Source organism: Brucella pituitosa, assembly GCF_003049685.1.
GTDB lineage: Bacteria > Pseudomonadota > Alphaproteobacteria > Rhizobiales > Rhizobiaceae > Brucella > Brucella pituitosa.
In genome coordinates, this window is record NZ_PYSY02000001.1 from 2214429 (window position 1) to 2239611 (window position 25183).

Sequence of the window (25183 nt, forward strand, 5' to 3'; positions counted from 1 at the left end):
CATCCGTTTCGATGACAAATCGTTGAAAACAACCAAAAAATTCCGTGAAAGTCAGAAAACTTGCATCTAATCCATTTAATTTGGAACAAAACTTCGAAAACTCTCCGGGAAATTTCGAAATATGCCGTTTGGCTTCACGTCAATCACACTGCAGGTGACACAACAGGCTTACGTAAGCGTCATAAAAGCTAAATTTCGCCACAAATCAGCGGCGAATCTGGCAATCTATACCCCGGATCAAAGCTCGATCAAATGATCGTCCAGCTCGTTGATATCATTGTCACCTGCGGGGAAATGCATCTCCAGTAATATGCCTGCCTGACCAATGGCCAATACAAAACCTTCAGCTACTTGTTTGCGTGAAGCGTGATGGATCAGGGTTGCAACAATCCCGTTCCATTCTTCCTGCTCGACCCGCGCGTGAATGCCTGCATCGGCGATAACCTCAGCGTAATGCTCGGCCATAGACACAAAAAGCAGGATGCCGGTGCGGTGTTCTGTGATGTGCACGTTGCGCGCCAAAAACTGCTGCAAGGCATTGAGATGGGCGCGTTTGTAGCGAATGCGGCGCGGCACCAGCAATATGCGGATTGAAGGCAGGAACCAAAGAACCAGCATGACCGAAATGAAGGCCGCCAGAATGGCGAGGCCAAACATCGGTAGCCGGATATCGAACCAGTACCAATGCGCGAGAAATGCCAGAATGACCGAGGTTATGAGAATTCCACAGGTCGCAACGAAGCCTGCAGCAAAGAAATAATCATCGCTGGAACGCGCCAGAACGGCGTAGATTTCGCCGCTTGTATTGGCCTCGGCATCGCGGATCGCATGAGCAATACGCTTATGATCTTGCTCGCCGATTAGGTTTTTAACCGTCACAGACTTCTCCCCTACCAGCTACCCGAAGCGCCGCCGCCACCTGACGAACCGCCACCGCCAGAAAAGCCGCCGCCACCGCCGCCCGATGACCATCCACCACCACCGCCAGAGAAACCTCCACCACCGCCGGACCCACCGCGCGAGTTAAAATCGACCACCATGCCCAGCCAGCGATATTTACCGGGACCGATCTTGCGACCAAAGATCGGCGTCAGGATCGCCATGCCAAAGCCCCCGAAGAAGATCAGGCACCAGAAGGTGATGAAAACAACGAACACCCAGTCGATGTCGTCAGAACTGCTCTGCACATTGCGTTTAGCGCGCGCTTCAAGTTCGGCAGCATCACCGGAAAGCACCGAAAGAATGCCATCGACGCCCTGCACCACGCCACCGGAATAATCGCCTGTGCGAAACGCCGGGATGATCGTGCCGTTGATAATCACGCTCGAAAGCGCATCGGTCATCGTACCTTCAAGGCCGTAGCCGACCTCGATACGCACCTTGCGATCATTGGGCGCGACGACCAGCAATATACCGTTATTTTCCTGTTTCTGCCCCAGCGCCCAGGCCCGGAACAGGCGATTGGAATAGGTTTCGATATCTTCGCCATTGAGGCTCGGAACCGTCACCACCACCACCTGATCCGATGACTTCGTTTCAAAATCGGCGAGCTTCTGCGTGAGCTGCTGCCTTGCTGTCGGATCTATAATACCGGCAGCATCGACCACACGCCCGGTCAAAGCCTGTGCAGGCCTTGCCACGTCCTGCGCATTCGCAACTGCAGCGGCAAAGACGGTAAGCAGAAGCGCGACAAAAACAAACAGGTTTCGCAGCCAGTTCAGGCCGCGAAACGCCGCACGCATGGGAAGCAAAGCTGCCACGGAAAACCCGATCAATTGTTAAAGTTGACCTGAGGTGCTGTCTGGCTTCCTGCATCCGCGCTGAATGTCTGCATCGGAACAGCATCGCGATACCAGATCCATGTCCAGATCATCGTCGGCATCGTGCGGATCGCCGTATTATAAACGCGAACCGCCTCGATATAGTCGCGGCGTGCAACTGCGATACGGTTTTCAGTACCTTCAAGCTGCGACTGCAATGCAAGGAAGTTCTGGTTGGCTTTCAGGTCAGGATAGCGCTCGACCACCACCATCAGGCGCGACAGTGCGCTGGTGAGATTGGCCTGATTATCCTGAAACTGCTTGAAGAGCTCCGGATTATTGAGTGTCTCGGGCGTAATCTGCACCTGTGTCGCCTTGGCACGCGCATCAATCACCGCCTGAAGGGTTTCCTTTTCGTGCGCAGCATAGCCCTTCACCGTTTCGACCAGATTGGGCACGAGGTCAGCGCGGCGCTGATACTGGTTCTGCACTTCGCTCCATGCAGCCTTGGCCTTTTCTTCATTTGTCGGAATTGTATTAAAGCCACAAGCCGAAAGCAGCGGCACAAGGACCGCAAGCCCGAGAGCTACGATGATACGACGAAAAGGAAAAGAACGGATAGCGGTCACGGCCGACATGGTGTTCTCCTGAAAAAGGCGCGTTTGCTGCGCCGAACAAATTTGGTACTCGCATACGAGCATTCACAAAAATGCGAGCCGTCAAATCAATAGGATAGACGAATTTCATGTGTCGTCCAGTCTGTTTGACTTGAGTCCATAGACGCGCGACCCACAAACCTTTCTTACACCATCATTGATGAGTTTTCATCGGGACGAAGCCATCGCCTGAAAACTATGTTGACTCTATCAACATATTGCATATTGATAAAGTCAACATAGGAGGCGCCGCGCAACGGCGTATACAGCCATGACATTGAGCGAAAGCCAAAAAGACATCAGCGAATTGCGCGCTTTCAACCGCACCTATACGCGCCGCCTCGGCCTTCTGAACACACATCTCGACAAGAGCCCGTTCTCTCTGTCCGAAGCGCGTATCCTTTACGAAATCGCACATCGCACCAACCCGACGGCTGCAACAATTATGCGGGCTCTTGATCTCGATCGCGGCCAGCTCAGCAGGATGCTCAAACGATTTGCCGAACGTGGATTGATTGAAACATCACAGCACCCGGAAGGCGGCCGCAGCCGTCCCATCGAGCTTACCAAAGCCGGCCGTGAGGTTTACTCCGCTCTGGAACGGAATACGTGTGGGGCAGTCGGTGAGCTTCTCGACGGATTGAGGCCAGACCAACGCAAGGACTTACTAGCCTCGGCTGCAACAATTACACGTATATTCGATGAACCGGACCTGCGGGACGTGCAGATACGTAGCCTACAAGCTGGCGACCTTGGCTGGATCATCCACAGGCAGGCCGTGCTTTACACCAAAGAATATGGCTGGAATCACGAATATGAGGCGCTCGTTGCGCGGATTCTTGCAGATTTCATCGAAGCCTTCGATCCCGCACACGATGGGGCCTGGATAGCGGTAATGAATGGCCGCATCGTCGGATCGGTCTTTCTGGTACATGGGGATCGACCAAAACTCGGCAAGCTACGTTTGCTCTATGTCGAGCAGGAAGCGCGCGGCACAGGCGTAGGAGCCAGACTTGTGAATGCCTGCATCGAACGCGCGCGCGCCGTCGGTGACGATCAACTTACACTTTGGACAAACAGCGTTCTGACAGCGGCCCGGCGTCTTTACGAACGGGCCGGTTTCAAGCTTATTGACGAAGCCCCGCACCATTCATTCGGTGCAGATCTCATCGGTCAGACATGGAAGCTGGACCTGAGGTAAGGCTCGACGGGCAACATTATAGTCAGCCAGCCCATAAGAAAAGCGGCAGCTTCAGCGGCTTCTTCTTCCATCCGCCTGGTCATGGCCAGACGTTCCTGAGCTCCGCCCGACTTCTCCAGTCATATCCGGATCATCGCCACAGACACCCGTGAATACGCATCTGGAACCGATCCTCGGCCTATGGGCGGGAAGCTTTTTTACCTTCTCGCATATGTGGATCAGACTTGCATAGGTACTGTCGATTTCACTCCCGTCGATCATGACAAGACCACTCCTGACGATCGGTTCGGCTTCGCCTGCGGAAACGAGAAGAACGATGGTTCTGAGGGCAATGTTTGCCTGATGGCAAGATCCCATGGCCATTGCCAGCCGTGCAAATTCATCGCTGGCAGCGGGTTCTACTTCTTCCGCTCCCGGTTCGCTCTGTTCCTGAAATGCGGCCAAAGCTTCAAGAAAGGGGCCGTCCTCTCTCTCGATTTGCGTGGCGAGTGCCTTCAGACCAACCTTGTCCCCCGCCTCAATGAGGTCGGCAATCCGGTCTTCCAATTGTTGCGCTGCAGCCCCGTCCTCATAAGAGGCAGCTGCCGCGGCCAGTTCCTGCGCATCTATCGCGCGCGCCGGAACGGCCAGCGTGACGAGAATAAACGCCGACAACACTGTGGTAAGTTTCACGACAATCCCCACTTGCATCCCCTATTCCCCACAAAGCCGCCAACAAAAAAAGCGGCGGATTGCTCCGCCGCTTTTCCATTCGCAAGTTGCGAAAAATTATTCGCTTGCAGCTTCTTCAGCAGGAGCAGCAGCGGCGGCTGCAGCTTCAGCAGCCTTTGCAGCTGCTTCTTCTTCAGCCTGCTTGGCCAGAGCGAGACGCTCCTGAGCCTTCTTGCCTGGCTCACCCTTGGTCAGGTTGCTGCGTGCTTCACGCTTTGCAAGGCCAGCCTGGTCGAGGAAGCGAAGAACGCGATCAGTAGGCTGTGCGCCCTGCGAAATCCAATGCTGGATGCGGTCGCCATCGAGCTTTACGCGTTCAGCGTCCTTGGCAAGCATTGGGTTCCATGCACCAACGGTTTCGATGAAACGGCCATCGCGTGGGCTACGAGCGTCAGCAACAACGATGTGGTAGTAAGGACGCTTCTTGGAGCCAGCGCGGGCGAGACGGATCTTAAGAGCCATTTTTTCTTTCCTTTAGACAATAGTTCTGCCCAGATGGGCAATTGGTTGAGCCGCGTTTGCGGTGTTCAGTTTCCGCTGTGATTTGCAGCGGCATGCTCATGGTGCCGAATGACTTCCTTCACGATGAAGTTCAGGAACTTTTCAGCAAAATCTGGATCGAGATGGGCATCAACAGCCAGCGCACGCAGACGCTCGACCTGACGCTTTTCACGCGCCGGGTCAGCAGCAGCAAGGCCACGCTCGGCTTTCAATACGCCCACAGCTTTCGTGCAGCGAAAACGCTCCGCAAGCATATGGATCAGCGCTGCATCGATATTATCGATGGAAGCGCGCAAGGACAGAAGCTCAGCGGGTATAGTGTTCTGTTCGTCAGCCATCTTACTCACTTCTTCTTCGGCAGGCCGGGAAGACCGCCACCAAGACCCGGAAGCTTAGGCCCGCCTAAGCCCGGCAACCCTGGCAGACCACCACCCTTGGTCAGACCAGCAGCTTCGGCCTGCTTGGCAAGCGCTTCAAGCTGCTTGGGGTCCATCTTGGAAAGATCGGGCATTCCCATGCCGCCGCCCAGGCCGCCACCGAGACCACCAAGACCCATCTTACCAGCAAGACCGCCCATCATCTGCTTCATCATTCCGCCCTTGCCCTTACCCATGACTTTCATCATGTCGGCCATCTGGCGGTGCATCTTGAGAAGCTTGTTAATGTCGGCAGCATTGGTGCCGGAACCCTTGGCAATACGCTGCTTACGGCTATGCTTGAGCAGATCGGGATTGGCACGCTCGGCCTTGGTCATAGAACCGATGATGGCAATCTGACGATCAAAAACCTTGTCATCAAGACCAGCTGCTGCTGCCTTGTCCTTCATCCCGCCCATGCCGGGCATCATGCCCATGATGCTGCCCATGCCACCGAGCTTTTTCATCTGGCCCAGCTGGTCGGCAAGATCGTTGAGATCGAACTTGCCCGACTGCATCTTCTTAGCCATCGCAGCGGCTTTTTCCGCGTCGATGTTTTCAGCAGCCTTTTCGACGAGCGAAACAATATCGCCCATGCCGAGAATACGGTCGGCAATACGCTTAGGATAGAACTCCTCAAGCGCATCCATCTTTTCGCCGGTGGCGATCAGCTTGATCGGCTTGCCGGTGATGGCGCGCATCGAAAGTGCGGCACCGCCACGGCCATCGCCATCCATACGAGTGAGAACAATACCGGTAATGCCGACGCGCTCATCGAAATTGCGCGCGAGGTTTACCGCGTCCTGACCAGTCAGACTGTCGGCCACAAGCAGAATTTCATGCGGATTGGCGGCCTTGCGGATATCCGCCATTTCCACCATCAGCGGCTCATCGATATGCGTACGACCGGCGGTATCGAGGATAACCACATCATGACCGCCGAGCTTTGCAGCCTGAACGGCGCGCTTGGCGATTTCAACCGGCGACTGGCCAGCTATGATTGGCAATGTGTCAACCGAGGTCTGAATACCAAGCTGACGAAGCTGTTCCTGTGCTGCCGGACGACGCGTATCGAGCGAGGCCATCAGCACCTTCTTGCGCTGACGCTCGGTCAGACGCTTGGAAAGCTTGCCGGTGGTTGTTGTCTTACCCGAACCCTGCAAACCAACCATCATGATGACGACAGGTGCAGGCGCGTTCAGATCGACCGTGACACCTTCGGTGCCCAGCATTTCGATAAGCTCGTCATGAACGATCTTAACGACCATCTGGCCGGGTTTGATGCTTTTCAGAATTTCAGCACCAACGGCCTTCTCACGAACGCGGTCGGTGAAAGAACGAACCACTTCCAGCGAAACGTCGGCTTCAATCAGCGCACGACGCACTTCGCGCAGCGCAGCCGCCACGTCGCCTTCAGAGAGAGCGCCGCGTCCGGTCAGGCCGTTCAGAATGGAGCCAAGACGCTCCTGAAGTGATTCAAACATCGAGTTTCCTTTTAATCCGAGAGGAGGCTTAATGCGTTCTCAGGGATAGATCGTCCCGCGAACTGGTCAGTTCAAGAAGCAACCAAAGAGATACAGCACCCGAGGGCGCATCGCGCTGTCGGATGTGGACCTCCGGGATCGTTTTATACCACAATGGGTCCCGGTCGGTGGCTCGCGTTCTGAAGATCGCGGGTAGATTGAGGCAGGCTTTAAGGTGATAAGCCAGCAATGTCAAGCAAAAGGCAGGAAGCGGCCCTGCAAAACCATATTACACAGGGCCGCCTACTCGAGCCTTATTGTGGAACGGCTCCGACAAGTGGATCGCCGATGCCCAGCACGTAGAAGCCGATCAGCAACAATGTGCCTGCCAGTGTCACATAATAGATCGTCGGAATGATGGTCATGCGCATCGTCAAGCCTTCGCGGCCCAACAATCCGACCGTTGCAGAAGCAGCAACAACATTATGAATAGCGATCATATTGCCCGCAGCAGCACCCACCGATTGCCCGGCAACCATCAATGCCCCAGAAATTCCAAGCCCTTCTGCAACACCATACTGGAACTGACTGAGCATGAGATTGGAAACAGTATTGGAGCCCGCAAGAAACGCGCCGAGCGCACCGACGGATGGAGCAAAGAATGGATAGATATTTCCAACCTCGACAGCCACCCAATCTGCAACCATCAGCGGCATGCTGACCAACTCCTTTGAATTGACACCGGAATTGATCATCACGCGAACCATCGGGACAGTGAAGAGCAACACAAAGCCCGCACCGAGCAAGGTCTTTGTGCTTTCACCAAACGCCTTCGAAAATTGCACCGCTGACATGCGATGAAGGAAGAAGGTGATCAGGCAGACAATGACGAGCAGTCCGCCAGGCAAGAACAAGGGCGCAAAGTCACCGCTTATTCCTGTTTCCCCCATAATGTTGGTTGCAGCAAAAGTCACCGACTTCAACGCACTGCCAACGGCTGGGAATGTACGGCTGACCACAAGGAACACAGCCAGAAGTATGTACGGCGTCCAGGCAAGTCCCAACGATATTTTTCGCGATGTCAGTTCGTCGAGCTTCATCTCGACGCTACCCATCCAGCCTTCCGGCCATTCTGACGCTGGCGCAAAATCCCAGGTGTCTTTCGGCATCAGGAAACCGGCACGGGCTGCAAGTGTGGCGAGAGCCAGACCAACCAGACCGCCGATCATTGACGGGAATTCCGCACCCAGAAAAACCGCGCTCAGAACGTAGGGTATTGTGAATGAAAAGGCTGCGAAGAGTGCGAAAGGCAGAATCGCCAGCCCCTCTGTCCATGACTTGTTACGCCCAAAGAAGCGCGTCATGATAAGAACAAGAAAGAGCGGAATGAAAGTACCGCAAATGGCATGCAGAATGGCTACTTCCGACGTGATGATGTGAAAGAAGTATTCCCAGCTTGAACCGGCGCCCTGAAGTTGCCCCGTCAATGCCTCGCGATTGAGACCCGACTGCACACCCACGATGAGCGGCGTTCCAACTGCGCCAAAAGAAACTGGTGTTGATTGAATAATGAGACCGAACGTGACGGCTGCAAGCGCTGGAAAGCCAACCGCAACCATCAACGGAGCGACAACAGCCGCCGGCGTTCCAAAGCCAGACGCCCCTTCGATGAAGGAGCCGAAAAGCCACGCAATCAGGAACACCTGAACACGCCTATCAGGACTGATTTGTGCGAAACCAGAGCGGATGGCAGAAATGCCGCCCGAATGCTTGAGCGTATTGAGCAGCAAAATCGCCCCGAAGATAATCCAGAGCAATCCGGCAGTCTGTATCAACCCCTGGATGGTGGAAGCGATGATGCGATTGCCGCTCATACCCCATAGAGCCATCGCAATAATCACTGTGATTATGTAAGTGACCGGCATAGCGGTCCGGGCTTGAATACGAAATCCAACCAGCATTACACCGGCTACGAAAATCGGCAAAAATGCAAATAATGCAAGAAATCCATTCGACACGTGGCGTCCTCCCTCGTCAATGTCGTGGCCTCAAAGAGCAAATTGTGGTCATAGTGGTAAATAGTTTTTACCAGCACTTCTATAGTCCATAGGTATGAAGCACTTTGTCAACAGGGGCGAAAATGTTCGTTCTCAAGCCTCAAACTTGTCAAACTCCCTTATTATGGCGATAAAATACTTGAAATGGCGGGACTTGGTGTCCGGTTCCGGCATGACATTTGATGTAAAGAATGGCAAATTCGCGCCGAGGTAGAATCAACTCCAAAGGAGAAACGAATGGCATTGTTTGCCAAGGGCCGGTCTTGGACCGCAGCAGCAGTTCTTGCAGTGGGCATGATGGCCGGAACCGGCCTCGCTGAGGCAGCCCAGTGCGGAAACAACGGCGCTGGCTATAATGCCTGGCTCCAGCAGACGATCAAGGAAGCGCAGGGACGTGGCATTGGCAAGCGTGCAATCGGTGCTCTGTCCAACACCAAATATGCGCAGGCCACGATCAATGCTGACCGCAATCAGAAGAGCTTCAAGCTTTCCTTCGAGCAGTTCATGCAGAAGCGCGGCGCAAACACGATCATCCAGCGCGGACGTTCGATGAAGAAGCAGAATGCGGCGCTCTTTGCTGCAATCGAAAAGCGTTATGGCGTTCCAGCCGGTCCGCTGCTCGCTATCTGGGGCATGGAAACCGGCTTTGGTGCCTATCTCGGCAAGCAGCACACGCTTTCGGCAGTTGCAACGCTCGCCTATGATTGCCGCCGCAGCGACTATTTCACCCAGCAGCTTTATGCAGCGCTCAAGCTGATCGACAATCAGGATCTCGATGCAAATGCTGTCGGCGCCATGCATGGCGAAATCGGCCAGACACAGTTCCTGCCGGTTAACGTGCTGAAATATGGCGTGGACGGTGATGGTAGCGGTCATATCGACATGGCTCGCTCGAAGGCGGATGCACTTTATTCGACTGCAAACTTCCTGGTCGGTCACGGCTGGAAGCGCGGCGCTGGCTATCAGCCTGGCGAACCGAACTACGGTGCAATTCAGGGCTGGAACGCTGCAAGCGTTTACCAGCGCGCCATTGCCGAAATGGGCAAGGCAATCGACGGGAACTAGAGCGCATCCCGAAAAGTGTGAAACGGTTTTCGGAAAAGATGCGCGTAAAAATAAATGATTAGAGCGCCGATTTGATTCAATCAGATCGGCGCTCTAATCCAGTCAAAATCATAAAAGAAAAGCCCGGAAAACCGGGCTTTTTTTATTACTCAGATATATCCGATGCGGGCTGCAATGGCCCGGCATCCGGTCGCTTGAAATCACCGGTCTGGTGATCCATCACCCAAAGTTCACCGGTCGAAATATCGAACCACGCGCCATGCAAGGTGAGCTTACCCTTCTTTTCCAGAATATCGACACAAGGAAAAGTGCGCAGATTATTGAGAGAATAGCGGATTGAAATACGCTCAAGGGCCGTCTGACGCTCCGTCGGGGTCATCAGCTGATTGCCGCTGACTGTTTCTGCCGCTGGTGCAATCAGGCTCATCCACTTGCCGATGAAATCACCGGGAGAAAGCGGAGCGCTCTCCGTATCGAGCGCAGCCTTGATCCCGCCGCAGCGGCCGTGGCCCATGACGACGATATTCTTCACCTTGAGACTCTGCACTGCAAATTCGAGTGCAGCCGATGCTGCATGGAATTCGCCATCCGGCTCATAGGGTGGAATAAGGTTTGCAACATTGCGCAGGACAAAGATTTCGCCCGGCGCTGTATTGAAGATGGTTTCAGGAGCGGCGCGCGAATCGCAACACGCGATGACCAAAGTCTGAGGAGACTGGCCTTTTTCCGCGAGTTCCCGATAACGCGCTGTTTCCTGCGCGAAGTGCTCGCTCATAAAGGTACGATAACCGGCGAGTAGTGAATCTGGTAGATCAGCCATGACTTTCCAATATCCCTATCGAAAACCGAGAGCAATAAAAAACGTTGGCGTTCAGGTTCAAGCATTTGCGATCTCTCGCAGCCACCATAAACCGCATAAGCATGGTGCAGAATACTGCTGAAACCACAGCCCTACGCCCGCAATCCCTTGGTCGGATGCACCAGTCGCCGCGTCTGCACCATTGCCATTGGTGTCGCGAGACTGGAAGCATCTGCTTCCAGCATCAGTTCATCAGCGCCGCGCTTGGCGGAGCGAGCCATTATCTCAAACACCGCAGCTGTCGTGCTTTGCAGCATCTTCTCGTCGGAAAGACCGGATAGCTTGCGCGCCAGAAATACCGCTGAAGTCAGATCGCCAAGACCATTGGTCGGTCCTTCGACGCAGCGATGCTCCGCCATCAGCGCAACCGTCGGCGTCAGCAGGATATTGCCGATACTGCCTGTCATAAGCGGGAAAGCAGACGTTACCAGCATTGTCGCAGGACCTGCATCAAGTGCTGCTTCCATCAGCGCCTTGTTGTCTTCCAGCGGAACCCCCGTCAGCCACGACAACTCGAACCGGTTGGGCGTGGCAATATCAGCAAGAGGCAGAAGCTTGTCACGGATACCAATGGCCGTTGCTTCAGGAACATAAAGCCCCTTCTGATCCCCGATCACCGGGTCACACAGATAAAGCGCATTTGGATTGCGCGCTTTCACCGCTTTGATAAGCCCGGCGACAGCGTCCGCCTGTTCGGGATGACCGAGATAACCGGTCAGGATTGCCCCCACTTCACCAAGCCATGGCGCGCGTTCCAGATCCTTCATCAATGTTGCGAATTCCTGCGACGGCGGCACGATACGCCCGGCAGGCCCATGACCGGGATGCCATGGCAACACCACAGTCGGCACAGCCCAGACAGGAAAGCCCAGCGTTTCCAATGCGAAAACTGCAGCACGGTTACCCACAGAACCGCGCACGACATGACTTGAAATGACAATAACGGTTGTCGCATCCGACGGCGCAGAAAGCGTCATATTGAACCTAGCTTTGCATGAGATAGAAAAGGAGCCAGCCGATTATCGCCAGCGTGATGATGAGCCCAAGTCCGCGCCCAACACGCGTAGCCCAGAGTTCGATCGGATCATTCTCCGGCGCGTCGCTGGCTGACAGATGTTCGGCGGTGCGCGACAACCCGCGCCGCACAATGCCTTCTGCACCGATCTGTTCGCGCTCAAGCCGATCGAGAATACGCTGCGCCTCGTCCTGACGCTCGCGTCCCGGACCACCGCCCTCGCCTATACCCGCCTGCTGGCGTTCGCCCATGACCTGCCTGCCCTCAAAAAAAGACTCGCGTCCCAAAGAAGAACTACAGCATCACGCCCGAAGCGCCGTTCTGCAAGCAGAATGTTTGATCAAACGTAACGCGTCTGAAAACAGATTGGCATTTTTCGAAATGCACTCACGCGATTTTCACGATCAGCTTGCCAAAATTACCGCCTTCAAGTAGCGAAAAGAAGGCTTTTGGTGCATTTTCAAGCCCGTCGACAATGTCCTCGCGATAGCGAACATGACCATCGGCAATCCACTTCGCCATATCATGATAGAAGGCCGGGCGCTGCTCCACGAAATCACGCTGGATAAAACCACGAATGGTGAGGCTTTTCGACAAAACGTCCCGCATGAAAACCGGCAGACGATCCGGTCCATCGAATGCACCGCTTTGGTTATATTGGGCAATCAGACCGCACACAGGCACACGGGCAAACTGGTTGAGCAGCGGGAAAACTGCCGCAAAGACTTTGCCGCCTACATTCTCGAAATAGACGTCAATGCCTTTCGGACAGGCCGCAGCCAGCTCTTCTGCAAAGTTTTCACTGCGATGATCAATTGCTGCGTCAAAGCCGAACTCTTCAATCAGCGCACGACATTTGTCCGCGCCGCCCGCAATACCAACGGCGCGTGCGCCTTTCAGCTTCGCAATCTGCCCCACGGCAGACCCCACGGGTCCAGTCGCTGCGGCAACCACTACGGTCTCACCTTCTTTCGGCTGACCAATTGTGAGAAGACCTGAATAGGCGGTAAAACCTGGCATGCCGAGAATACCGAGCGCAGTCGTCACGGGTGCTGCCTTCGGATCAAGCTTGCGAACATCTGTGGCTTTTACGAGCGCATAACTCTGCCAACCTGAATGCGAAAGTACCAAATCGCCTGGCGCAAAACCTGCGCTGCGGCTCTCAACCACCTCGCCCACGGTCCCACCATCCATGACGCCGCCGATCTCGACAGGCGCAGCATAGGATTTGGCGGCACTCATGCGCCCACGCATATAGGGATCAAGCGAAAGGTAACGGAGTTTCAGAAGCAGTTCACCTTCGCCCGGGCTTGGGATTGCCACTTCCTCAAGCCGGAAGTTCTGAGCCACCGGACGCCCATCGGGACGTGAAGCGAGGACGATACGTTGATTGACTTTCGCGGTCATGGGAAACTCCTGCACATTCTGGCTGATCAATAAGGCACTCTGCCTCTCACTCTTCATCTGAACGTAAGTGAATCGCTTCGACTGCGAAACGACCCCGCGGAAATCTTCGTGCCTGTTTTAAACGACTGGAAAGAAACTCCGTTCCCTCCCCATCACATCGTTAGAAAAGAAAACCCCGCCACAATGGGCGGGGTCGATACTCTGTAAGAAAGGGTCCGAAATTACTTCATCGTCGGAATGACAAACTCCGCACTATCCCTGACGCCATGCCGCGCGCCCGCAGCAAAGCGAGGACGCGCAAGCAAAGAAACGTCTGGCGTTACTTCATCGTCGGGATGACGAATTCAGCTCCGTCTTTGACGCCAGACGGCCAGCGCGAGGTGACTGTCTTGGTCTTGGTGTAGAAGCGGAATGCATCAGGGCCGTGCTGGTTGAGATCACCGAAGCCCGAAGCCTTCCAGCCACCGAAGGTGTAATAAGCAATCGGAACCGGGATCGGCACGTTGATACCGACCATGCCAACCTGAACGCGGCTTGCAAAATCGCGCGCTGCATCACCGTCGCGGGTGAAGATGGCAACGCCATTGCCGAATTCATGTTCATTCGGCAGAGCCAGGGCTTCCTCGTAGGTCTTGGCGCGAACGACCGAAAGAACCGGACCGAAGATTTCTTCCTTATAGATGCGCATGTCCGACGTGACATTGTCGAACAGGCAACCACCCATGTAGAAGCCATTTTCATAGCCCTGCATCTTGAAGTTACGACCATCGACGACGAGGTTTGCGCCTTCTTCGACACCGAGATCGACATAACCGCGAATGCGATCGAGTGCAGCCTTAGTAACAACCGGGCCGTAATCGGCTGAATTGTCGGTCGAAGGACCAATCTTCAGCGATTCAACGCGTGGGATCAGCTTTTCCATCAGACGGTTTGCAGTGTCTTCACCAACAGGAACGGCAACCGAGATCGCCATGCAGCGTTCGCCAGCCGAACCGTAACCCGCGCCGATCAGCGCATCAACGGTCTGATCCATATCTGCATCCGGCATGATCAGCATGTGGTTCTTTGCACCGCCAAAGCACTGCACACGCTTGCCGTTCGAGCAACCACGTCCATAAATATACTGCGCAATCGGCGTGGAACCGACGAAGCCAATGGCCTGAACATCAGGATCGTCAAGCAGCGCATCAACAGCATCCTTGTCGCCATTGACGACGTTGAAAATACCAGCTGGAAGACCGGCTTCCATGAACAGTTCGGCAAGGCGCATCGGTACGCCTGGATCACGCTCCGACGGTTTCAGGATAAAGGCATTGCCGCATGCAATTGCAGGACCGGCTTTCCAGAGCGGAATCATTGCCGGGAAGTTGAACGGCGTAATACCCGCCACAACACCCAGCGGCTGGCGCATGGAATAGGTGTCGATGCCCGTTCCTGCATTGTCGGTGAATTCGCCCTTCAGCATATGCGCAGAACCAAGGCAAACTTCGACCACTTCAAGACCGCGCTGAATATCGCCCTTGGCGTCAGCAATAGTCTTGCCGTGTTCGCGTGCAAGCAGTTCGGCAAGGCTATCGTATTCAGCTTCAACCAGCTCAAGGAACTTGCGCAGAATGCGAACGCGACGCTGCGGGTTGGTTGCGCCCCATGCTGGCTGTGCAGCCTTGGCGTTTTCCACTGCAGCACGGACTTCGTCCTTTGTGGCGAGAGCAACTGTGCCCTGCACCGTGCCATCAAGCGGCTGAAAAATATCCGATGTACGGCCGCTTTTGCCAGCTACATGCTTGCCGCCGATGAAATGCCCTACAGTGCGCATTGGAAGACCTCCCTGAATTCTGGTTCCGTCTGGCAGATCCAAAACCTGCCATCTTGACAGCTATCCTGACTCTGCAAATTCACAATTGCAAGGCGCTGAAAAGCGTATCCGTTGTGCATTTTTTATAGTACCAATAAGATAAACCCCGAAAAGCGCGTAGCAATTTTCGGGCAAACTCACGCTCAAACAAAGAACACCATGAACTGGGATGATATTCGCATATTCCTTGCTGTCGCGCGCTCTGGGCAGATTCTGGGTGCGGCCAAAAGGCTCGGCCTCAACCACACAACAGTTGCCCGCAGACTGACTGCACTTGAGACGGCGCTTTCCACAACGCTGCTGACGCGCCGAACCAACGGCTCGACACTCACGCAGGCGGGCGAAGAATTTCTGCTTGCAGCCGAACGCATGGAAGCAGAAATGCTTTCTGCGCGTTCGCAAGTCGGTAATGCCGATATCGCTGTATCGGGTACGGTGCGGATTGGTGCGCCTGATGGTTTTGGCGTTACGTTTCTGGCTCCAAGACTAGCGCGGCTGACACAACAATATCCCGATCTTACCATCCAGCTTGTGCCTGTGCCTCGCTCCTTCTCATTGTCGCGACGTGAAGCAGACATCGCCATCACGGTCGAGCGCCCTGAACAGGGACGGCTGATCGCCCGCAGGCTGGTCGATTATACGCTGGGTCTTTTTGCCCATCGTTCCTATCTCGAAGCAAACGGCATGCCTGAAAGCGTCGAAGATCTGAACCACCATCGGACAATTGGCTATGTGGAAGATCTGGTGATCAACCCGTCTCTGGCCTATGCGCCGGAAATCAGCCGCGACTGGAAGCCTGCTTTTGAGGTTTCAAGCGCATTGGGACAGATGGAGGCAGTTCGTGCGGGTGCAGGCATCGGCATTTTGCACGCATTCATCGCACGCGCAGATCCTAATCTTGTGCCTGTATTGCCCGACCGCATCATCCGCCGGGCCTATTGGCTGACCTATCATGAATCTGCGCGCACTCTGCGGCGTGTCACGGCTGTTTCAGCTTTGATTTCCGAGCTCGTGGAGAGTGAGAAATCACTGTTTAGTTAGAGCCCATCCCGAAAAGTGTGAAACGGTTTCGGATAAGATGCGCGTAAAAAATGATGAGATCGAAATGCGCTCTAATTTGCTTTCCAATAAAATACCATCACACCGACGATCATAGCGGCTGGAATAAACAGCGCATCGAGGCCAATGAAATAATGCGCAAAGCCGCCCATAACGGCACCGATCATCAATGACAGCCAAACAGCGAAATGTTGCAACCAGCGCCATCGTGGCACTTCACCACGCAATGAACCGGCAAGATCAGCCGCTGAATTAAACAAAGTTCCGGTCACATAAGTCACACCGAGACGCGCAGAGCCTATAGGCTGTACAGCGGCATTCTGCGCACCCATAGCGGCTGCCAGAAGCAGCACCGGATGGATCAGATCGAGCCCCACATGACGCAAGACGCTGACCAGAAGAAGTATCGCCGCCACGCTTGCCATGACTGCAAGGCTACCATTCTTGCCATGGGCGCGAACGGTAAGTGTCCCCATAAATGCGCCTGTGAAAAATAACGCGATAAGAGCGGCGGGAAGCCAGATAATTACCCGCCCCATAGCATCCGGTTGCCCGGAAATGGCGAGCCCCAGCTGAGTGGTGTTGCCGCTCATGAAGGAGGCAAAGAAGCCGCCCAATTCCAGAAAAGCAATTCCATCAATGAAGCCTGCCGATGCGGTCAGAGCCAGACCGAGAGACAGTCGTGAATTCGGTGTCATTGGATTGAACTTCGAAAAAAGAGCGGCCCGGCTTTTGAAAAAACCCGGGCCTTTATTCAGGATTGGAACACGTCGTCAGACGCGTTTAACGATACGCAGAATAACAAGAAGGATTGCAGCACCGATAAAGGCGTTGATAATGGAAGCGAGAATACCGCCGCCAACCGAGAAGCCCAATCGTGGCAAGAGCCAGCCCGCGAAGAAAGCACCGATTACACCAACAATAATATTGCCGATGAGGCCGAAACCACCGCCCTGCACCACTTTGCCGGCAAGCCAGCCAGCAATCAGACCAACGAAAAGGAATACAAGAAGACTCATACCGTCCATAAGCAATTCTCCCTCTCAGAACGCGTCCCCGACGCATCTGCGATGAGTTGACAATATGTTGGCCTGTCAGACAAGAGGGCTGATGAATTATGGTGCAAGATGCCGGAAAGCGCTCACGACCTCTTCATAGACCTTGCGCTTGAAAGGCACGATCAAATCCGGCAGCTCCTGCATTGGCTTCCACGCCCATTCTTCGAACTCGGCTGTATGCCCACCGGGAGGGGGATTGATTGCAATCTCGCTCTCGTCGCCTTCAAAGCGATAAGCAAACCACTTCTGGGTCTGGCCGCGATATTTACCCTTGAGGGCCTGCCCGACCAGACGTGGCGGCAGATCGTAGTTGATCCAGTTTGGTGCTTCTGCAAGCAGTGAGACCGACTTCATGCCGGTTTCCTCATACAGCTCGCGTAGCGATGCAACTTCGGGGTCTTCGCCCTTATCGATACCGCCCTGCGGCATCTGCCAAAGCTGCGTAGCCCCATCCATCTCGTCACCCGGAATAACGATGCGACGACCGGCCCAGACGAGGCCTTCCCTGTTGAGCACCATCAGCCCCACACAAGGGCGATAAGGCAGGCTTTCAGGATCGACAGGACCTTTATGCTTCGACATGGTATCTCCGTATGCGCGCGTTTGAACGAGTGTTATAGAGCGGTTACAACTATTCAATCTTATCTGGAGCCGCTGTAAACTGCGACAAAAGAAAACGCGGGAGCCTGAACTCCCGCGCTTGTCGTTTCATTCGCCTTCAACAGCATCAGCCCCAAAACCGGAATTGATTTTTGGAAAGCACGATGCGTAGATTCAATAGCTTAGAGCGACCTTTGTGCGTCCGAAAGGACACACACGGTGCACTAAGGCAGATCAGTTCAGAACACCCTTTTTAGGGTCTGGTGGGAAAGCAGCATTGGCTTCTTCGCCACGCAGAAGCTTCAGCGCTTCGTTGAGCTGAACGTCATCCTTCGGCTCAAGCGGAACATAAGCTGCCGAACCCGATCCCTGATCGTCTTCAGCGTTACCCTTGATGTGGCCTTTAAGTTCGGACTCACCACGAACAACATCCTCGCCGCGCAGTTCTGGCGGCAACGGCTGTTCAACCTTGATGTCAGGCGTGATGCCCTTGCCCTGAATCGACTTGCCCGACGGCGTGTAATAGAGCGCTGTCGTCAGACGCAGCGAGCCATTTTCACCAAGCGGGATAATCGTCTGTACAGACCCCTTGCCGAAAGACTGTGTGCCGAGCACGGTCGCGCGGCGATGATCTTGAAGAGCACCGGCGACAATTTCCGAAGCACTGGCCGAGCCACCATTGATCAGCACGATCACCGGCTTGCCGTCGACAAGGTCTCCCTTGCGTGCGTCAAAGCGGGTTACATCCTGCGGATCGCGACCGCGGGTCGAAACAATTTCACCCTTGTCGAGGAACGTGTCTGAGACAGCGACGGCCTGATCAAGCAGACCTCCCGGATTAAGGCGGAGGTCGAGCACATAGCCCTTCAGTTTGTCGGCCGGAACCTTTTCCTGAATATCCTTGATCGCCTTCTTGAGATCTTCCGAAGTCTGCTCTGTGAAGGAAATCACGCGCAGATAACCGACGTCATTCTCAATCCGCGAGCGAACTGCCTTGACCTTGATGACCGCGCGGTCGATCTTGAGCGTGATCGGCTTGTCGGCACCCTGACGAATAAGTGTCAGCTCAATTGGCGAGCCAACTTCACCACGCATCTTTTCAACGGCATCGCTCAGGCTCAGACCGCGGACTTCCTGACCGTCGATCTTGCTGATCAGATCGCCTGCGAGAACACCGGCCTTGGAAGCCGGCGTATCATCAATCGGCGCGATGACCTTCACAAGATCGTTGTCCATTGTCACTTCGATACCGAGGCCACCAAACTCACCCTTGGTCTGCACACGCATGTCCTGCGCTGCCTCCGGGTTGAGATAAGACGAATGCGGATCGAGCGACGTCAACATGCCGTTAATGGCACTTTCGGTCAGCTTCTTGTCATCTGGCGGCGTCACATATTGCTGGCGCACGCGCTCGAAAATATCACCGAAGAGAGCCAGGTCCTTGTAGACATCGCTGTCTTTTCCCGCTGCGGCAAAAGCAGTGGAGGCAGGCGCGCCCTGAACCATCACCATGGCTGACGCGCCCATCAGGGCTCCGGCGAACAGCAGCGACAGTTTACGTATCATTTTGTGTCCTTCCAGAAAGCCGCTCGGACCACCACGGGGCCGGATCAACGGGTTTTCCATCTTTTCGAAACTCAATGTAAAGCAATGGCGCGCCATTGCCCACCTCAATTGGTGCAACACTTGCGAGAAGTTTTTCACCCATTGCACCGACAGGCTCACCCGCCAGCACGAACTGACCTTGCGCCACATCGATTCGGCCCATGCCAGCCATCACGATATGATATCCGCCGCCAGCATCCAGGATCAAGAGCTGCCCATAAGATCTGAATGTACCTGCATAAAGCACAACGCCATCGGAAGGTGACGTAATCGTGGCAGCGGGCAAGGTTTCGACAACCTGCCCCATCATGTTGCCACCAACACCGTCCTTTTCAGCAAAATGCCGGATTGTCTTGCCCGCAGCAGGCAATGCCAGCTTTCCATGCAGTGATGCAAAATCAAGCTGCGCATGCAGGCGGTTCTCGTCTGGCGTTGCTTCTCCGGCCTTTTCCTGCGCTTTTGCAAGACGTTCGGCTTCCGCCTTGCGCGCAGCATCTGCCGCATCACGCACACCTGCCATCTGCTCATCAAGCCCGTCGATCAGTTCCTTGAGACTGCCCGCCTTGGCCGCAAGTTCTTCCGAACGCTTGCGTTGCGCCTCGATTTCCTGCTCGGATTGCGCCTGCAACTTCTTCTTCTCATCAAGAAGAAGTGATTGACGCTTCTGCTCTTCAGCCTGCGCCGTCCGCGTTTCCTTGAGCTTGTCCTGTTCCTGGGTAATAGAAGCGGTGACGCGCTGCATATCCTTGAGATCGCTGGTGAGCTCTTCCACCTGCTCACGCATTTCCGGTACAACCGCACCAAGCAGCACAGCACTGCGTACCGATGCCAGAGCATCGTCGGGTCGCACGAGAATTGCGGGCGGCGGGTTCAAACCCATCCGCTGAAGGGCTGCCAGCACTTCAGCCAGAATGCTGCGTCGCGCTCGCAAGGAATTGCGAATGCCGTCTTCCTGCTCGCGCAGAGATACGAGCTTGTCAGCGCTATCGGCAATATCCTGCTGCAATTTCTTATCGGTCTTGGCCGATTGGATCAGCGCTGCGGTAATGGTCGCCTGATCCTTTTTGAGATTTGCCACCTCGTCTTCAAGCTGTTTCAGCTTGTCGCCCGTCACCGACAATTCGGTGCTGAGTTGCTCATATTCACTCGCTGCCTGATCGCGCTGCTGCTGAAGAGCCTGTTGTGCAAAAACCTGTGGCACGCCTGCCATAAGAGCAGTCGCAACAAAACCAGTCCGCAACACGGCAGACAGGTTAGGCTTTTTGGGAAGGCGAAAAAGACTCATGGCGCGCTATATCAGGAACAAACAAGGCCAAAACTAGCCGCATACCGTTAACGAACCATCAACCATAAGCGCTGGCGTGGTTTATAGCCGTCATGATGCGAATTTCTCCATCAATTCGATACGATTCCCGAACGGATCGGAGACATAGCGTCTTGCATAACCAACCAGCGGTTCATCTTCGACAACAGAGACACCTGCTTTGATCAGTGTTTCGGTCAGTTCTGCCAGTTCCTCAACAATGAAGGCTGGGTGCGCCTTGCGTGCCGGAATAAAATCAGGATCGATTCCAAGGTGAATTTTCAACGAACCCCGTTCAAACCAGCAGCCACCTCTTGCCGCCAGGTTTTGCGGCTTGGACACTTCCGGAACTCCCAGAAGCCCCGCATAAAAAGCACGAGCTTTTTCTTCTTCACCCTTTGGCATTGCCAGCTGTATATGATCGAGCTGAATGATACGCATCCGTGCTTATCCAACCGTTGTTCGCGGCAGCATTAAGCAAAAAGATCGCTCACAGCGCAAGATCGGGATAACTCTGCGCATATTCCTGCATCTCACGACGATAGCGCCAGACGGCACGCGCGCGACTTTTCCAAAGATCGCGGCGCGGGCGTTTCCAGGGCTTTTCGGGACCGTGGAAGTGAACGATAATATCCGGAACCGTCTTGCTTTCCTCAGCATCGCCACCAAGTCGGGCGATATGCCGACGCTGTCGGGGAGCATCCCGCCACGAGGAATTATAAGCCGGGTTAAGAAGATGCACACGACCACGAAACACGTTGTTGAGATGGTCCTGATCACCGAGCGGGAATGCGGAAGCCCGGACAAGATCGTGCATGGCCTGATGCAATTCAGGCTCAGCGCGGATCGCATCCGTGTCAAGCAGCAGGACACCGGCGTTAAAATAGCGCGATATATCGGTCTGCCCCATCAGCCCCTGCAACTCGCTGATGCGGGCGCGGCATTTGTCGCGTACTTTAAGACTGCGCGCCGACCACTTTGCCACCACACAATCACGTACGGCACCAATCGGACAACCATTGAGATTGAGCAAGAAAAGCGGCGCAACATCACCGACAATCTGAGTATCGCCGTCGATATAAAGAACGCGACCAGTGATACGGGCCGGAATATGCAGGCGCCCCATCGTAGCTGCTGAAATATGAGACGTTGGCCCTTTTGCCCCATCCAGATCATCGGCAGACAGAGCGAGACAATTCAGCGTAACAGCCGGATTTATCGCCGCAACGCGCCTTACCGCATCCCAGTCCTGGTCGCTGAGACCATCACCCCAGAAATGTATGATGCCCGGTACAGATAAGTGGCGAAGCACGCCCCACATCGCCACAAGGGTGGGCTTGAGAAAGCCGCCATCTGTCACGAAAGCGATCTGGGGTACGTTCACGGCAGGTTTTGTGTACGTCATGAATTTCTATAGGTGATACAGGAGGCAGTTGCGAAATCAGGCCAAAACAGGACCTATTCGTCACCTATTGGAAAAACATGAAAGAACTAGGACCGATGATAGGGATGACCCGCAAGAATTGTTGCAGCCCGATATAATTGCTCAGCTATCAATATACGCGCGATCTGATGTGGCCATGTGAGTTCGCCCAGCGCCAGAACCAGATCTGCGCGCGAACGCAGAGCAGGATCGTGCCCGTCCGGGCCGCCAATGGCGACAATCAGCTGGCGCTTGCCATCATCACGCATACGGCCAATGCGTTCAGCAAAAGCTTCCGAGCCGAGCGCTTTGCCGCGCTCGTCGAGCAGGATAAGGGCAGCGCCCCCTGAACCGGCATTGCCGAGTGCTTCATTGATGCGCTGTGCTTCTTCGGCTTTGCGCAGATCAGCCGTTTGGCCGCGGCTTTCGGGGATTTCGCTCACACCGGCAAATTCGAGCCCAAGCGGCGGTCCCGCCTTGGAAAAACGGTCGAAATAACGCTCGACCAACTCCCGCTCGGGGCCGGCTTTCATCCGGCCCACGGCCATAACACTCACACGCATCACGTCCTCTTTACGACTTGATCAGTGCACCGTTCCCGATGCGCGCTGATCTTCGAGATCGTCGTTGATCCAGATCTTTTCCAGATTGTAGAAATCACGGATTTCCGGACGGAAAATATGGACGACAATATCGCCTGTATCGATGAGAACCCAATCACCGCCCTCGAGTCCTTCGACCCGCATATCTTTGCAGCCCATTTCACGAAGAGCTTGCATAAGATGATCAGCGACAGCCGTTACATGACGATGCGAACGACCAGACGCGACGATCATATAATCGCCGATCGAAGATCTTCCGCGAATGTCGATGGGGATGATGGATTCTGCTTTGGAGTTTTCGAGACTGGCCAAAGCCGCGTCGAAGGTCTGGGACACGAAAGCTGTTTCGTTCATCCCGACCGGTGAAGGCGCGTGGTGAGCCTTCTTCTCAATTGCTGTTCTCAGTGTAGTTCCTTTCCGACAAGAACAACGCAGTACGGCATTCATAAGCACCGCACATACCTAAGATAGGCAGAGTCCCTGTATTCTTTCAAGAGTCTTAGCTTTTTTTGACGCACATCTCACCCGAAAACCGTTTCATACCTTTCAGGATGCGCTTAAAAGCCCGTTCACTTTTCCAATTTCTGTTTACGGAGTGCGGTCGACGAGAGCGAAGAACGCGGCCCGTGAATGAATGTCCAGGCAGGCGGCGTGCGGCGCGCAAGAACAGGCGCATAATGTTCATCAAGTCGGCTATCGGAAAATGTCTGCGCCATGCGCGACGACAAATAAGCCAGTGTCGAACCCGGCCGATCAATCACTGCGATAGGAAAATTCTGCGCAATCTCGCGCCAACGCTGCCAGCGATGGAACGATGCAAGATTGTCAGCCCCCATCACCCAGACAAAATGCACACCGGGATTGGCTTTGCGGATGAGCGCCAGGGTATCAGCCGTATAACGCACATTGAAGGCAGCCTCCAGAGCAGTCACTTTGATACGCGGATCGCTCGCCACATCTTCGCTCAGTTTCAGTCGGTCAGCGAGCGGCGCCAGTTCGCGGCTGTCTTTCAGCGGATTACCGGGTGTCACCATCCACCAGAGCTGATCAAGTTTAAGCCGCCGGATTGCAATTTCTGCCACCAGCGCATGCCCCCCATGCGGAGGGTTAAACGAGCCACCAAACAGACCGACTGTCATGCCTTTTTCGACATGCGGCATGCGCAGATAATGCGCATCAACATCCGGATATTGCTCTTTCAGTGCGGAAAGCCCGAAGCCGAAACGCATTAGGGCATGGTCCCAAAAAGTGGGCACCGGTTTTCGGAAAAGATCATGCTAAACCTAACCACGAACTTGTCCGTTACCGCGAACACGATATTTGAACGAGGTCAATTGTTCGACGCCCACCGGCCCGCGTGCGTGCATCTTGCCAGTCGCGATACCGATTTCCGCGCCCATACCGAACTCGCCACCATCAGCAAATTGCGTCGAGGCGTTGTGCAGCAGAATGGCTGAATCGATCTCATTGAAGAAGCGTGCAACGGCTTCGGCATCCTCAGCGATAATCGCCTCGGTGTGATGTGAGGAGTAACGATTGATATGTTCGATCGCACCCGAAACACCGTCGACGAGCTTTACGGAAATGATCGCATCGAGATATTCGGTCGACCAGTCTTCTTCCGTTGCAGGCCCGGCATTGGGATAAAGCGCCCTCACCTCGTCGCTTCCGCGAATTTCACAGCCTTTTGCAGCCAGATCTTGCAGAACTGGTACAAGATGCGTTGCGGCAACGGCGCGATCCACAAGAAGCGTTTCAGCTGAGCCGCAAATGCCGGTACGGCGCATCTTGGCATTGACCGCAATGGCGCGTGCCATATCAAGATCGGCAGAAGCATCGACATACAAGTGGCAGATGCCTTCGAGATGCGCAAAGACCGGAACCCGCGCTTCTGACTGCACACGCGCAACAAGGCTTTTGCCGCCACGGGGCACAATCACATCAATCGCACCGTTCAAACCTTTGAGCATTTCGCCAACCGCAGCGCGGTCCGTCACAGGCACGATCTGGATAGCATCGGCAGGCAGTCCGCCAGCCTCAAGACCAGTTACAAGGGCCCGGTGAATCGCAGCCGAGGAGTGAGCGGAATCTGAACCGCCACGCAGGATAACCGCATTACCGGCCTTGAGGCAGAGCGCGCCGGCATCTGCCGTTACATTGGGACGGCTTTCGTAGATGACGCCAATCACACCGAGCGGCGTGCGTACGCGCTCGATGTGAAGACCATTGGGACGGTCCCATTCGGCGATCACCTCACCGACAGGATCAGGCAGAGCAGCAATCGCCCGAATTCCATCGGCAATGGCTTCTATGCGGCTGTCATCGAGCGTCAGCCTGTCAACGAATGACGCAGCCATACCGCTCTCTGCCGCATTGGCAAGATCAAGCTTATTGGCTGCAAGAATTGCATTCTTGCTTGCGAGGATGCTATCTGCAGCAGCAAGCAGGGCTTTGTTCTTTTGCTCGGCGCTTGCTATTGCGAGTGGTGCTGCAGCAGCTTTGGCCTTGCGACCAACTTCCGCCATGATGGCTGCAATGTCGGCTCCCCCGTCCACTTTGTTCAGCAT

Annotated in this window: 27 protein-coding genes; 3 read left to right on the plus strand and 24 right to left on the minus strand. The window is 54.8% G+C overall.

What is annotated here, in order from left to right; all coding sequences use genetic code 11:
- Window positions 1-237: 237 nt before the first annotated feature.
- The 3 genes from C9380_RS10900 to C9380_RS10910 are packed head-to-tail and all read right to left on the minus strand — an operon-like array spanning window position 238 to window position 2398.
- Window positions 238-879, minus strand: a complete 642-nt coding sequence (locus C9380_RS10900) for a TPM domain-containing protein (protein WP_100558553.1) — start codon at window positions 877-879, stop codon at window positions 238-240.
- An 11-nt stretch (window positions 880-890) separates the two neighbouring features.
- Window positions 891-1742 (minus strand): TPM domain-containing protein, encoded by an 852-nt coding sequence (locus C9380_RS10905; protein WP_128093657.1) that lies wholly within the window; start codon window positions 1740-1742, stop codon window positions 891-893.
- Between the two features lie 29 nt (window positions 1743-1771).
- Window positions 1772-2398, minus strand: coding sequence for a LemA family protein (locus C9380_RS10910; RefSeq protein WP_128093520.1), 627 nt, complete (start codon window positions 2396-2398; stop codon window positions 1772-1774).
- Between the two features lie 289 nt (window positions 2399-2687).
- On the opposite strand from C9380_RS10910, the gene C9380_RS10915 reads away from it, so the two are divergent.
- Window positions 2688-3617 carry a bifunctional helix-turn-helix transcriptional regulator/GNAT family N-acetyltransferase gene (locus tag C9380_RS10915; RefSeq protein ID WP_128093521.1) on the plus strand — a complete coding sequence of 310 codons (930 nt, stop codon included), beginning with the start codon at window positions 2688-2690 and terminating at the stop codon, window positions 3615-3617.
- Between the two features lie 51 nt (window positions 3618-3668).
- Here C9380_RS10915 and C9380_RS10920 read toward each other — a convergent pair whose 3' ends face one another.
- From C9380_RS10920 to C9380_RS10940, 5 genes are all read right to left on the minus strand, one after another.
- Window positions 3669-4289, minus strand: a complete 621-nt coding sequence (locus tag C9380_RS10920) for a hypothetical protein (RefSeq protein WP_247877644.1) — start codon at window positions 4287-4289, stop codon at window positions 3669-3671.
- Between the two features lie 96 nt (window positions 4290-4385).
- Window positions 4386-4790, minus strand: coding sequence for a 30S ribosomal protein S16 (gene rpsP / locus C9380_RS10925; RefSeq protein WP_024895826.1), 405 nt, complete (start codon window positions 4788-4790; stop codon window positions 4386-4388).
- Window positions 4791-4855: 65 nt separating this feature from the next.
- A complete protein-coding gene (locus C9380_RS10930) occupies window positions 4856-5167 on the minus strand; it encodes a chorismate mutase (protein WP_128093522.1) in 312 nt (103 codons plus the stop codon).
- Between the two features lie 5 nt (window positions 5168-5172).
- Window positions 5173-6729 (minus strand): signal recognition particle protein, encoded by a 1557-nt coding sequence (gene ffh, locus C9380_RS10935; protein ID WP_128093523.1) that lies wholly within the window; start codon window positions 6727-6729, stop codon window positions 5173-5175.
- A 293-nt stretch (window positions 6730-7022) separates the two neighbouring features.
- A complete protein-coding gene (locus C9380_RS10940; RefSeq protein ID WP_024895829.1) occupies window positions 7023-8726 on the minus strand; it encodes an L-lactate permease in 1704 nt (567 codons plus the stop codon).
- Between the two features lie 276 nt (window positions 8727-9002).
- On the opposite strand from C9380_RS10940, the gene C9380_RS10945 reads away from it, so the two are divergent.
- Window positions 9003-9830, plus strand: a complete 828-nt coding sequence (locus tag C9380_RS10945) for a lytic murein transglycosylase (RefSeq protein ID WP_128093524.1) — start codon at window positions 9003-9005, stop codon at window positions 9828-9830.
- 145 nt (window positions 9831-9975) lie between these two features.
- On the opposite strand, the gene C9380_RS10950 is transcribed toward C9380_RS10945, so the two are convergent.
- The 5 genes from C9380_RS10950 to C9380_RS10970 form a co-directional block, all read right to left on the minus strand.
- On the minus strand, window positions 9976-10650 hold the full coding sequence (locus C9380_RS10950; RefSeq protein WP_024895831.1) for a carbonic anhydrase: 675 nt from the start codon (window positions 10648-10650) through the stop codon (window positions 9976-9978).
- Between the two features lie 131 nt (window positions 10651-10781).
- Entirely contained in the window at window positions 10782-11666 is an 885-nt protein-coding gene (gene pdxY / locus C9380_RS10955; protein WP_100558549.1) for a pyridoxal kinase PdxY, read from the minus strand.
- Between the two features lie 7 nt (window positions 11667-11673).
- Window positions 11674-11955 carry a hypothetical protein gene (locus C9380_RS10960; RefSeq protein WP_024895833.1) on the minus strand — a complete coding sequence of 94 codons (282 nt, stop codon included), beginning with the start codon at window positions 11953-11955 and terminating at the stop codon, window positions 11674-11676.
- A gap of 136 nt (window positions 11956-12091) precedes the next feature.
- Window positions 12092-13111, minus strand: a complete 1020-nt coding sequence (curA, locus tag C9380_RS10965; RefSeq protein ID WP_128093525.1) for an NADPH-dependent curcumin/dihydrocurcumin reductase — start codon at window positions 13109-13111, stop codon at window positions 12092-12094.
- Between the two features lie 319 nt (window positions 13112-13430).
- Complete coding sequence (locus tag C9380_RS10970; RefSeq protein WP_024895835.1) at window positions 13431-14927, minus strand: CoA-acylating methylmalonate-semialdehyde dehydrogenase; 1497 nt, start codon at window positions 14925-14927, stop codon at window positions 13431-13433.
- A gap of 198 nt (window positions 14928-15125) precedes the next feature.
- On the opposite strand from C9380_RS10970, the gene C9380_RS10975 reads away from it, so the two are divergent.
- Window positions 15126-16007 (plus strand): LysR family transcriptional regulator, encoded by an 882-nt coding sequence (locus C9380_RS10975; protein ID WP_128093526.1) that lies wholly within the window; start codon window positions 15126-15128, stop codon window positions 16005-16007.
- A 71-nt stretch (window positions 16008-16078) separates the two neighbouring features.
- On the opposite strand, the gene C9380_RS10980 is transcribed toward C9380_RS10975, so the two are convergent.
- The 11 genes from C9380_RS10980 to C9380_RS11030 form a co-directional block, all read right to left on the minus strand.
- A complete protein-coding gene (locus C9380_RS10980) occupies window positions 16079-16723 on the minus strand; it encodes a YoaK family protein (protein WP_128093527.1) in 645 nt (214 codons plus the stop codon).
- 75 nt (window positions 16724-16798) lie between these two features.
- The gene (locus C9380_RS10985; RefSeq protein ID WP_024895838.1) at window positions 16799-17053 is read right to left on the minus strand and encodes a GlsB/YeaQ/YmgE family stress response membrane protein; all 255 of its coding nucleotides are present in this window, start codon (window positions 17051-17053) and stop codon (window positions 16799-16801) included.
- Between the two features lie 87 nt (window positions 17054-17140).
- Window positions 17141-17665 (minus strand): RNA pyrophosphohydrolase, encoded by a 525-nt coding sequence (locus C9380_RS10990; protein WP_024895839.1) that lies wholly within the window; start codon window positions 17663-17665, stop codon window positions 17141-17143.
- A 252-nt stretch (window positions 17666-17917) separates the two neighbouring features.
- A complete protein-coding gene (locus tag C9380_RS10995) occupies window positions 17918-19249 on the minus strand; it encodes a S41 family peptidase (protein ID WP_100558545.1) in 1332 nt (443 codons plus the stop codon).
- Window positions 19239-20498 (minus strand): murein hydrolase activator EnvC family protein, encoded by a 1260-nt coding sequence (locus C9380_RS11000; protein ID WP_235822364.1) that lies wholly within the window; start codon window positions 20496-20498, stop codon window positions 19239-19241. The genes C9380_RS10995 and C9380_RS11000 overlap by 11 nt, the downstream gene beginning before the upstream one ends.
- Before the next feature lie 165 nt (window positions 20499-20663).
- Window positions 20664-21032 carry a VOC family protein gene (locus tag C9380_RS11005; protein WP_024895842.1) on the minus strand — a complete coding sequence of 123 codons (369 nt, stop codon included), beginning with the start codon at window positions 21030-21032 and terminating at the stop codon, window positions 20664-20666.
- Between the two features lie 49 nt (window positions 21033-21081).
- The gene (locus tag C9380_RS11010; protein ID WP_128093528.1) at window positions 21082-21996 is read right to left on the minus strand and encodes a glycosyltransferase family 8 protein; all 915 of its coding nucleotides are present in this window, start codon (window positions 21994-21996) and stop codon (window positions 21082-21084) included.
- Between the two features lie 86 nt (window positions 21997-22082).
- Entirely contained in the window at window positions 22083-22577 is a 495-nt protein-coding gene (rlmH, locus tag C9380_RS11015) for a 23S rRNA (pseudouridine(1915)-N(3))-methyltransferase RlmH (RefSeq protein WP_024895844.1), read from the minus strand.
- Window positions 22578-22598: 21 nt separating this feature from the next.
- Entirely contained in the window at window positions 22599-22970 is a 372-nt protein-coding gene (rsfS, locus tag C9380_RS11020; RefSeq protein WP_024895845.1) for a ribosome silencing factor, read from the minus strand.
- 215 nt (window positions 22971-23185) lie between these two features.
- Window positions 23186-23845, minus strand: coding sequence for a nicotinate-nucleotide adenylyltransferase (locus C9380_RS11025; protein WP_128093529.1), 660 nt, complete (start codon window positions 23843-23845; stop codon window positions 23186-23188).
- 54 nt (window positions 23846-23899) lie between these two features.
- A complete protein-coding gene (locus C9380_RS11030; RefSeq protein ID WP_128093530.1) occupies window positions 23900-25183 on the minus strand; it encodes a glutamate-5-semialdehyde dehydrogenase in 1284 nt (427 codons plus the stop codon).

Bases quoted from the DNA above. Each gene is read 5' to 3' on its own strand.
- ffh (WP_128093523.1), bottom strand. From the start codon at position 6,729: ATGTTTGAATCACTTCAGGAGCGTCTTGGCTCCATTCTGAACGGCCTG.
- C9380_RS11010 (WP_128093528.1), bottom strand. From the start codon at position 21,996: ATGACGTACACAAAACCTGCCGTGAACGTACCCCAGATCGCTTTCGTG.
- rsfS (WP_024895845.1), bottom strand. From the start codon at position 22,970: ATGAACGAAACAGCTTTCGTGTCCCAGACCTTCGACGCGGCTTTGGCC.
- C9380_RS10915 (WP_128093521.1), top strand. From the start codon at position 2,688: ATGACATTGAGCGAAAGCCAAAAAGACATCAGCGAATTGCGCGCTTTC.
- C9380_RS10980 (WP_128093527.1), bottom strand. From the start codon at position 16,723: ATGACACCGAATTCACGACTGTCTCTCGGTCTGGCTCTGACCGCATCG.
- C9380_RS10970 (WP_024895835.1), bottom strand. From the start codon at position 14,927: ATGCGCACTGTAGGGCATTTCATCGGCGGCAAGCATGTAGCTGGCAAA.
- rpsP (WP_024895826.1), bottom strand. From the start codon at position 4,790: ATGGCTCTTAAGATCCGTCTCGCCCGCGCTGGCTCCAAGAAGCGTCCT.
- C9380_RS11025 (WP_128093529.1), bottom strand. From the start codon at position 23,845: ATGCGTTTCGGCTTCGGGCTTTCCGCACTGAAAGAGCAATATCCGGAT.
- C9380_RS10995 (WP_100558545.1), bottom strand. From the start codon at position 19,249: ATGATACGTAAACTGTCGCTGCTGTTCGCCGGAGCCCTGATGGGCGCG.
- C9380_RS10905 (WP_128093657.1), bottom strand. From the start codon at position 1,742: ATGCGTGCGGCGTTTCGCGGCCTGAACTGGCTGCGAAACCTGTTTGTT.
- pdxY (WP_100558549.1), bottom strand. From the start codon at position 11,666: ATGACGCTTTCTGCGCCGTCGGATGCGACAACCGTTATTGTCATTTCA.
- C9380_RS10975 (WP_128093526.1), top strand. From the start codon at position 15,126: ATGAACTGGGATGATATTCGCATATTCCTTGCTGTCGCGCGCTCTGGG.
- C9380_RS10950 (WP_024895831.1), bottom strand. From the start codon at position 10,650: ATGGCTGATCTACCAGATTCACTACTCGCCGGTTATCGTACCTTTATG.
- C9380_RS10960 (WP_024895833.1), bottom strand. From the start codon at position 11,955: ATGGGCGAACGCCAGCAGGCGGGTATAGGCGAGGGCGGTGGTCCGGGA.
- curA (WP_128093525.1), bottom strand. From the start codon at position 13,111: ATGACCGCGAAAGTCAATCAACGTATCGTCCTCGCTTCACGTCCCGAT.
- C9380_RS10990 (WP_024895839.1), bottom strand. From the start codon at position 17,665: ATGTCGAAGCATAAAGGTCCTGTCGATCCTGAAAGCCTGCCTTATCGC.
- C9380_RS10945 (WP_128093524.1), top strand. From the start codon at position 9,003: ATGGCATTGTTTGCCAAGGGCCGGTCTTGGACCGCAGCAGCAGTTCTT.
- C9380_RS10985 (WP_024895838.1), bottom strand. From the start codon at position 17,053: ATGGACGGTATGAGTCTTCTTGTATTCCTTTTCGTTGGTCTGATTGCT.
- C9380_RS10910 (WP_128093520.1), bottom strand. From the start codon at position 2,398: ATGTCGGCCGTGACCGCTATCCGTTCTTTTCCTTTTCGTCGTATCATC.
- C9380_RS11030 (WP_128093530.1), bottom strand. From the start codon at position 25,183: ATGCTGAACAAAGTGGACGGGGGAGCCGACATTGCAGCCATCATGGCG.
- C9380_RS11000 (WP_235822364.1), bottom strand. From the start codon at position 20,498: ATGGCAGGCGTGCCACAGGTTTTTGCACAACAGGCTCTTCAGCAGCAG.
- C9380_RS11005 (WP_024895842.1), bottom strand. From the start codon at position 21,032: ATGCGTATCATTCAGCTCGATCATATACAGCTGGCAATGCCAAAGGGT.
- rlmH (WP_024895844.1), bottom strand. From the start codon at position 22,577: ATGCGTGTGAGTGTTATGGCCGTGGGCCGGATGAAAGCCGGCCCCGAG.
- C9380_RS10930 (WP_128093522.1), bottom strand. From the start codon at position 5,167: ATGGCTGACGAACAGAACACTATACCCGCTGAGCTTCTGTCCTTGCGC.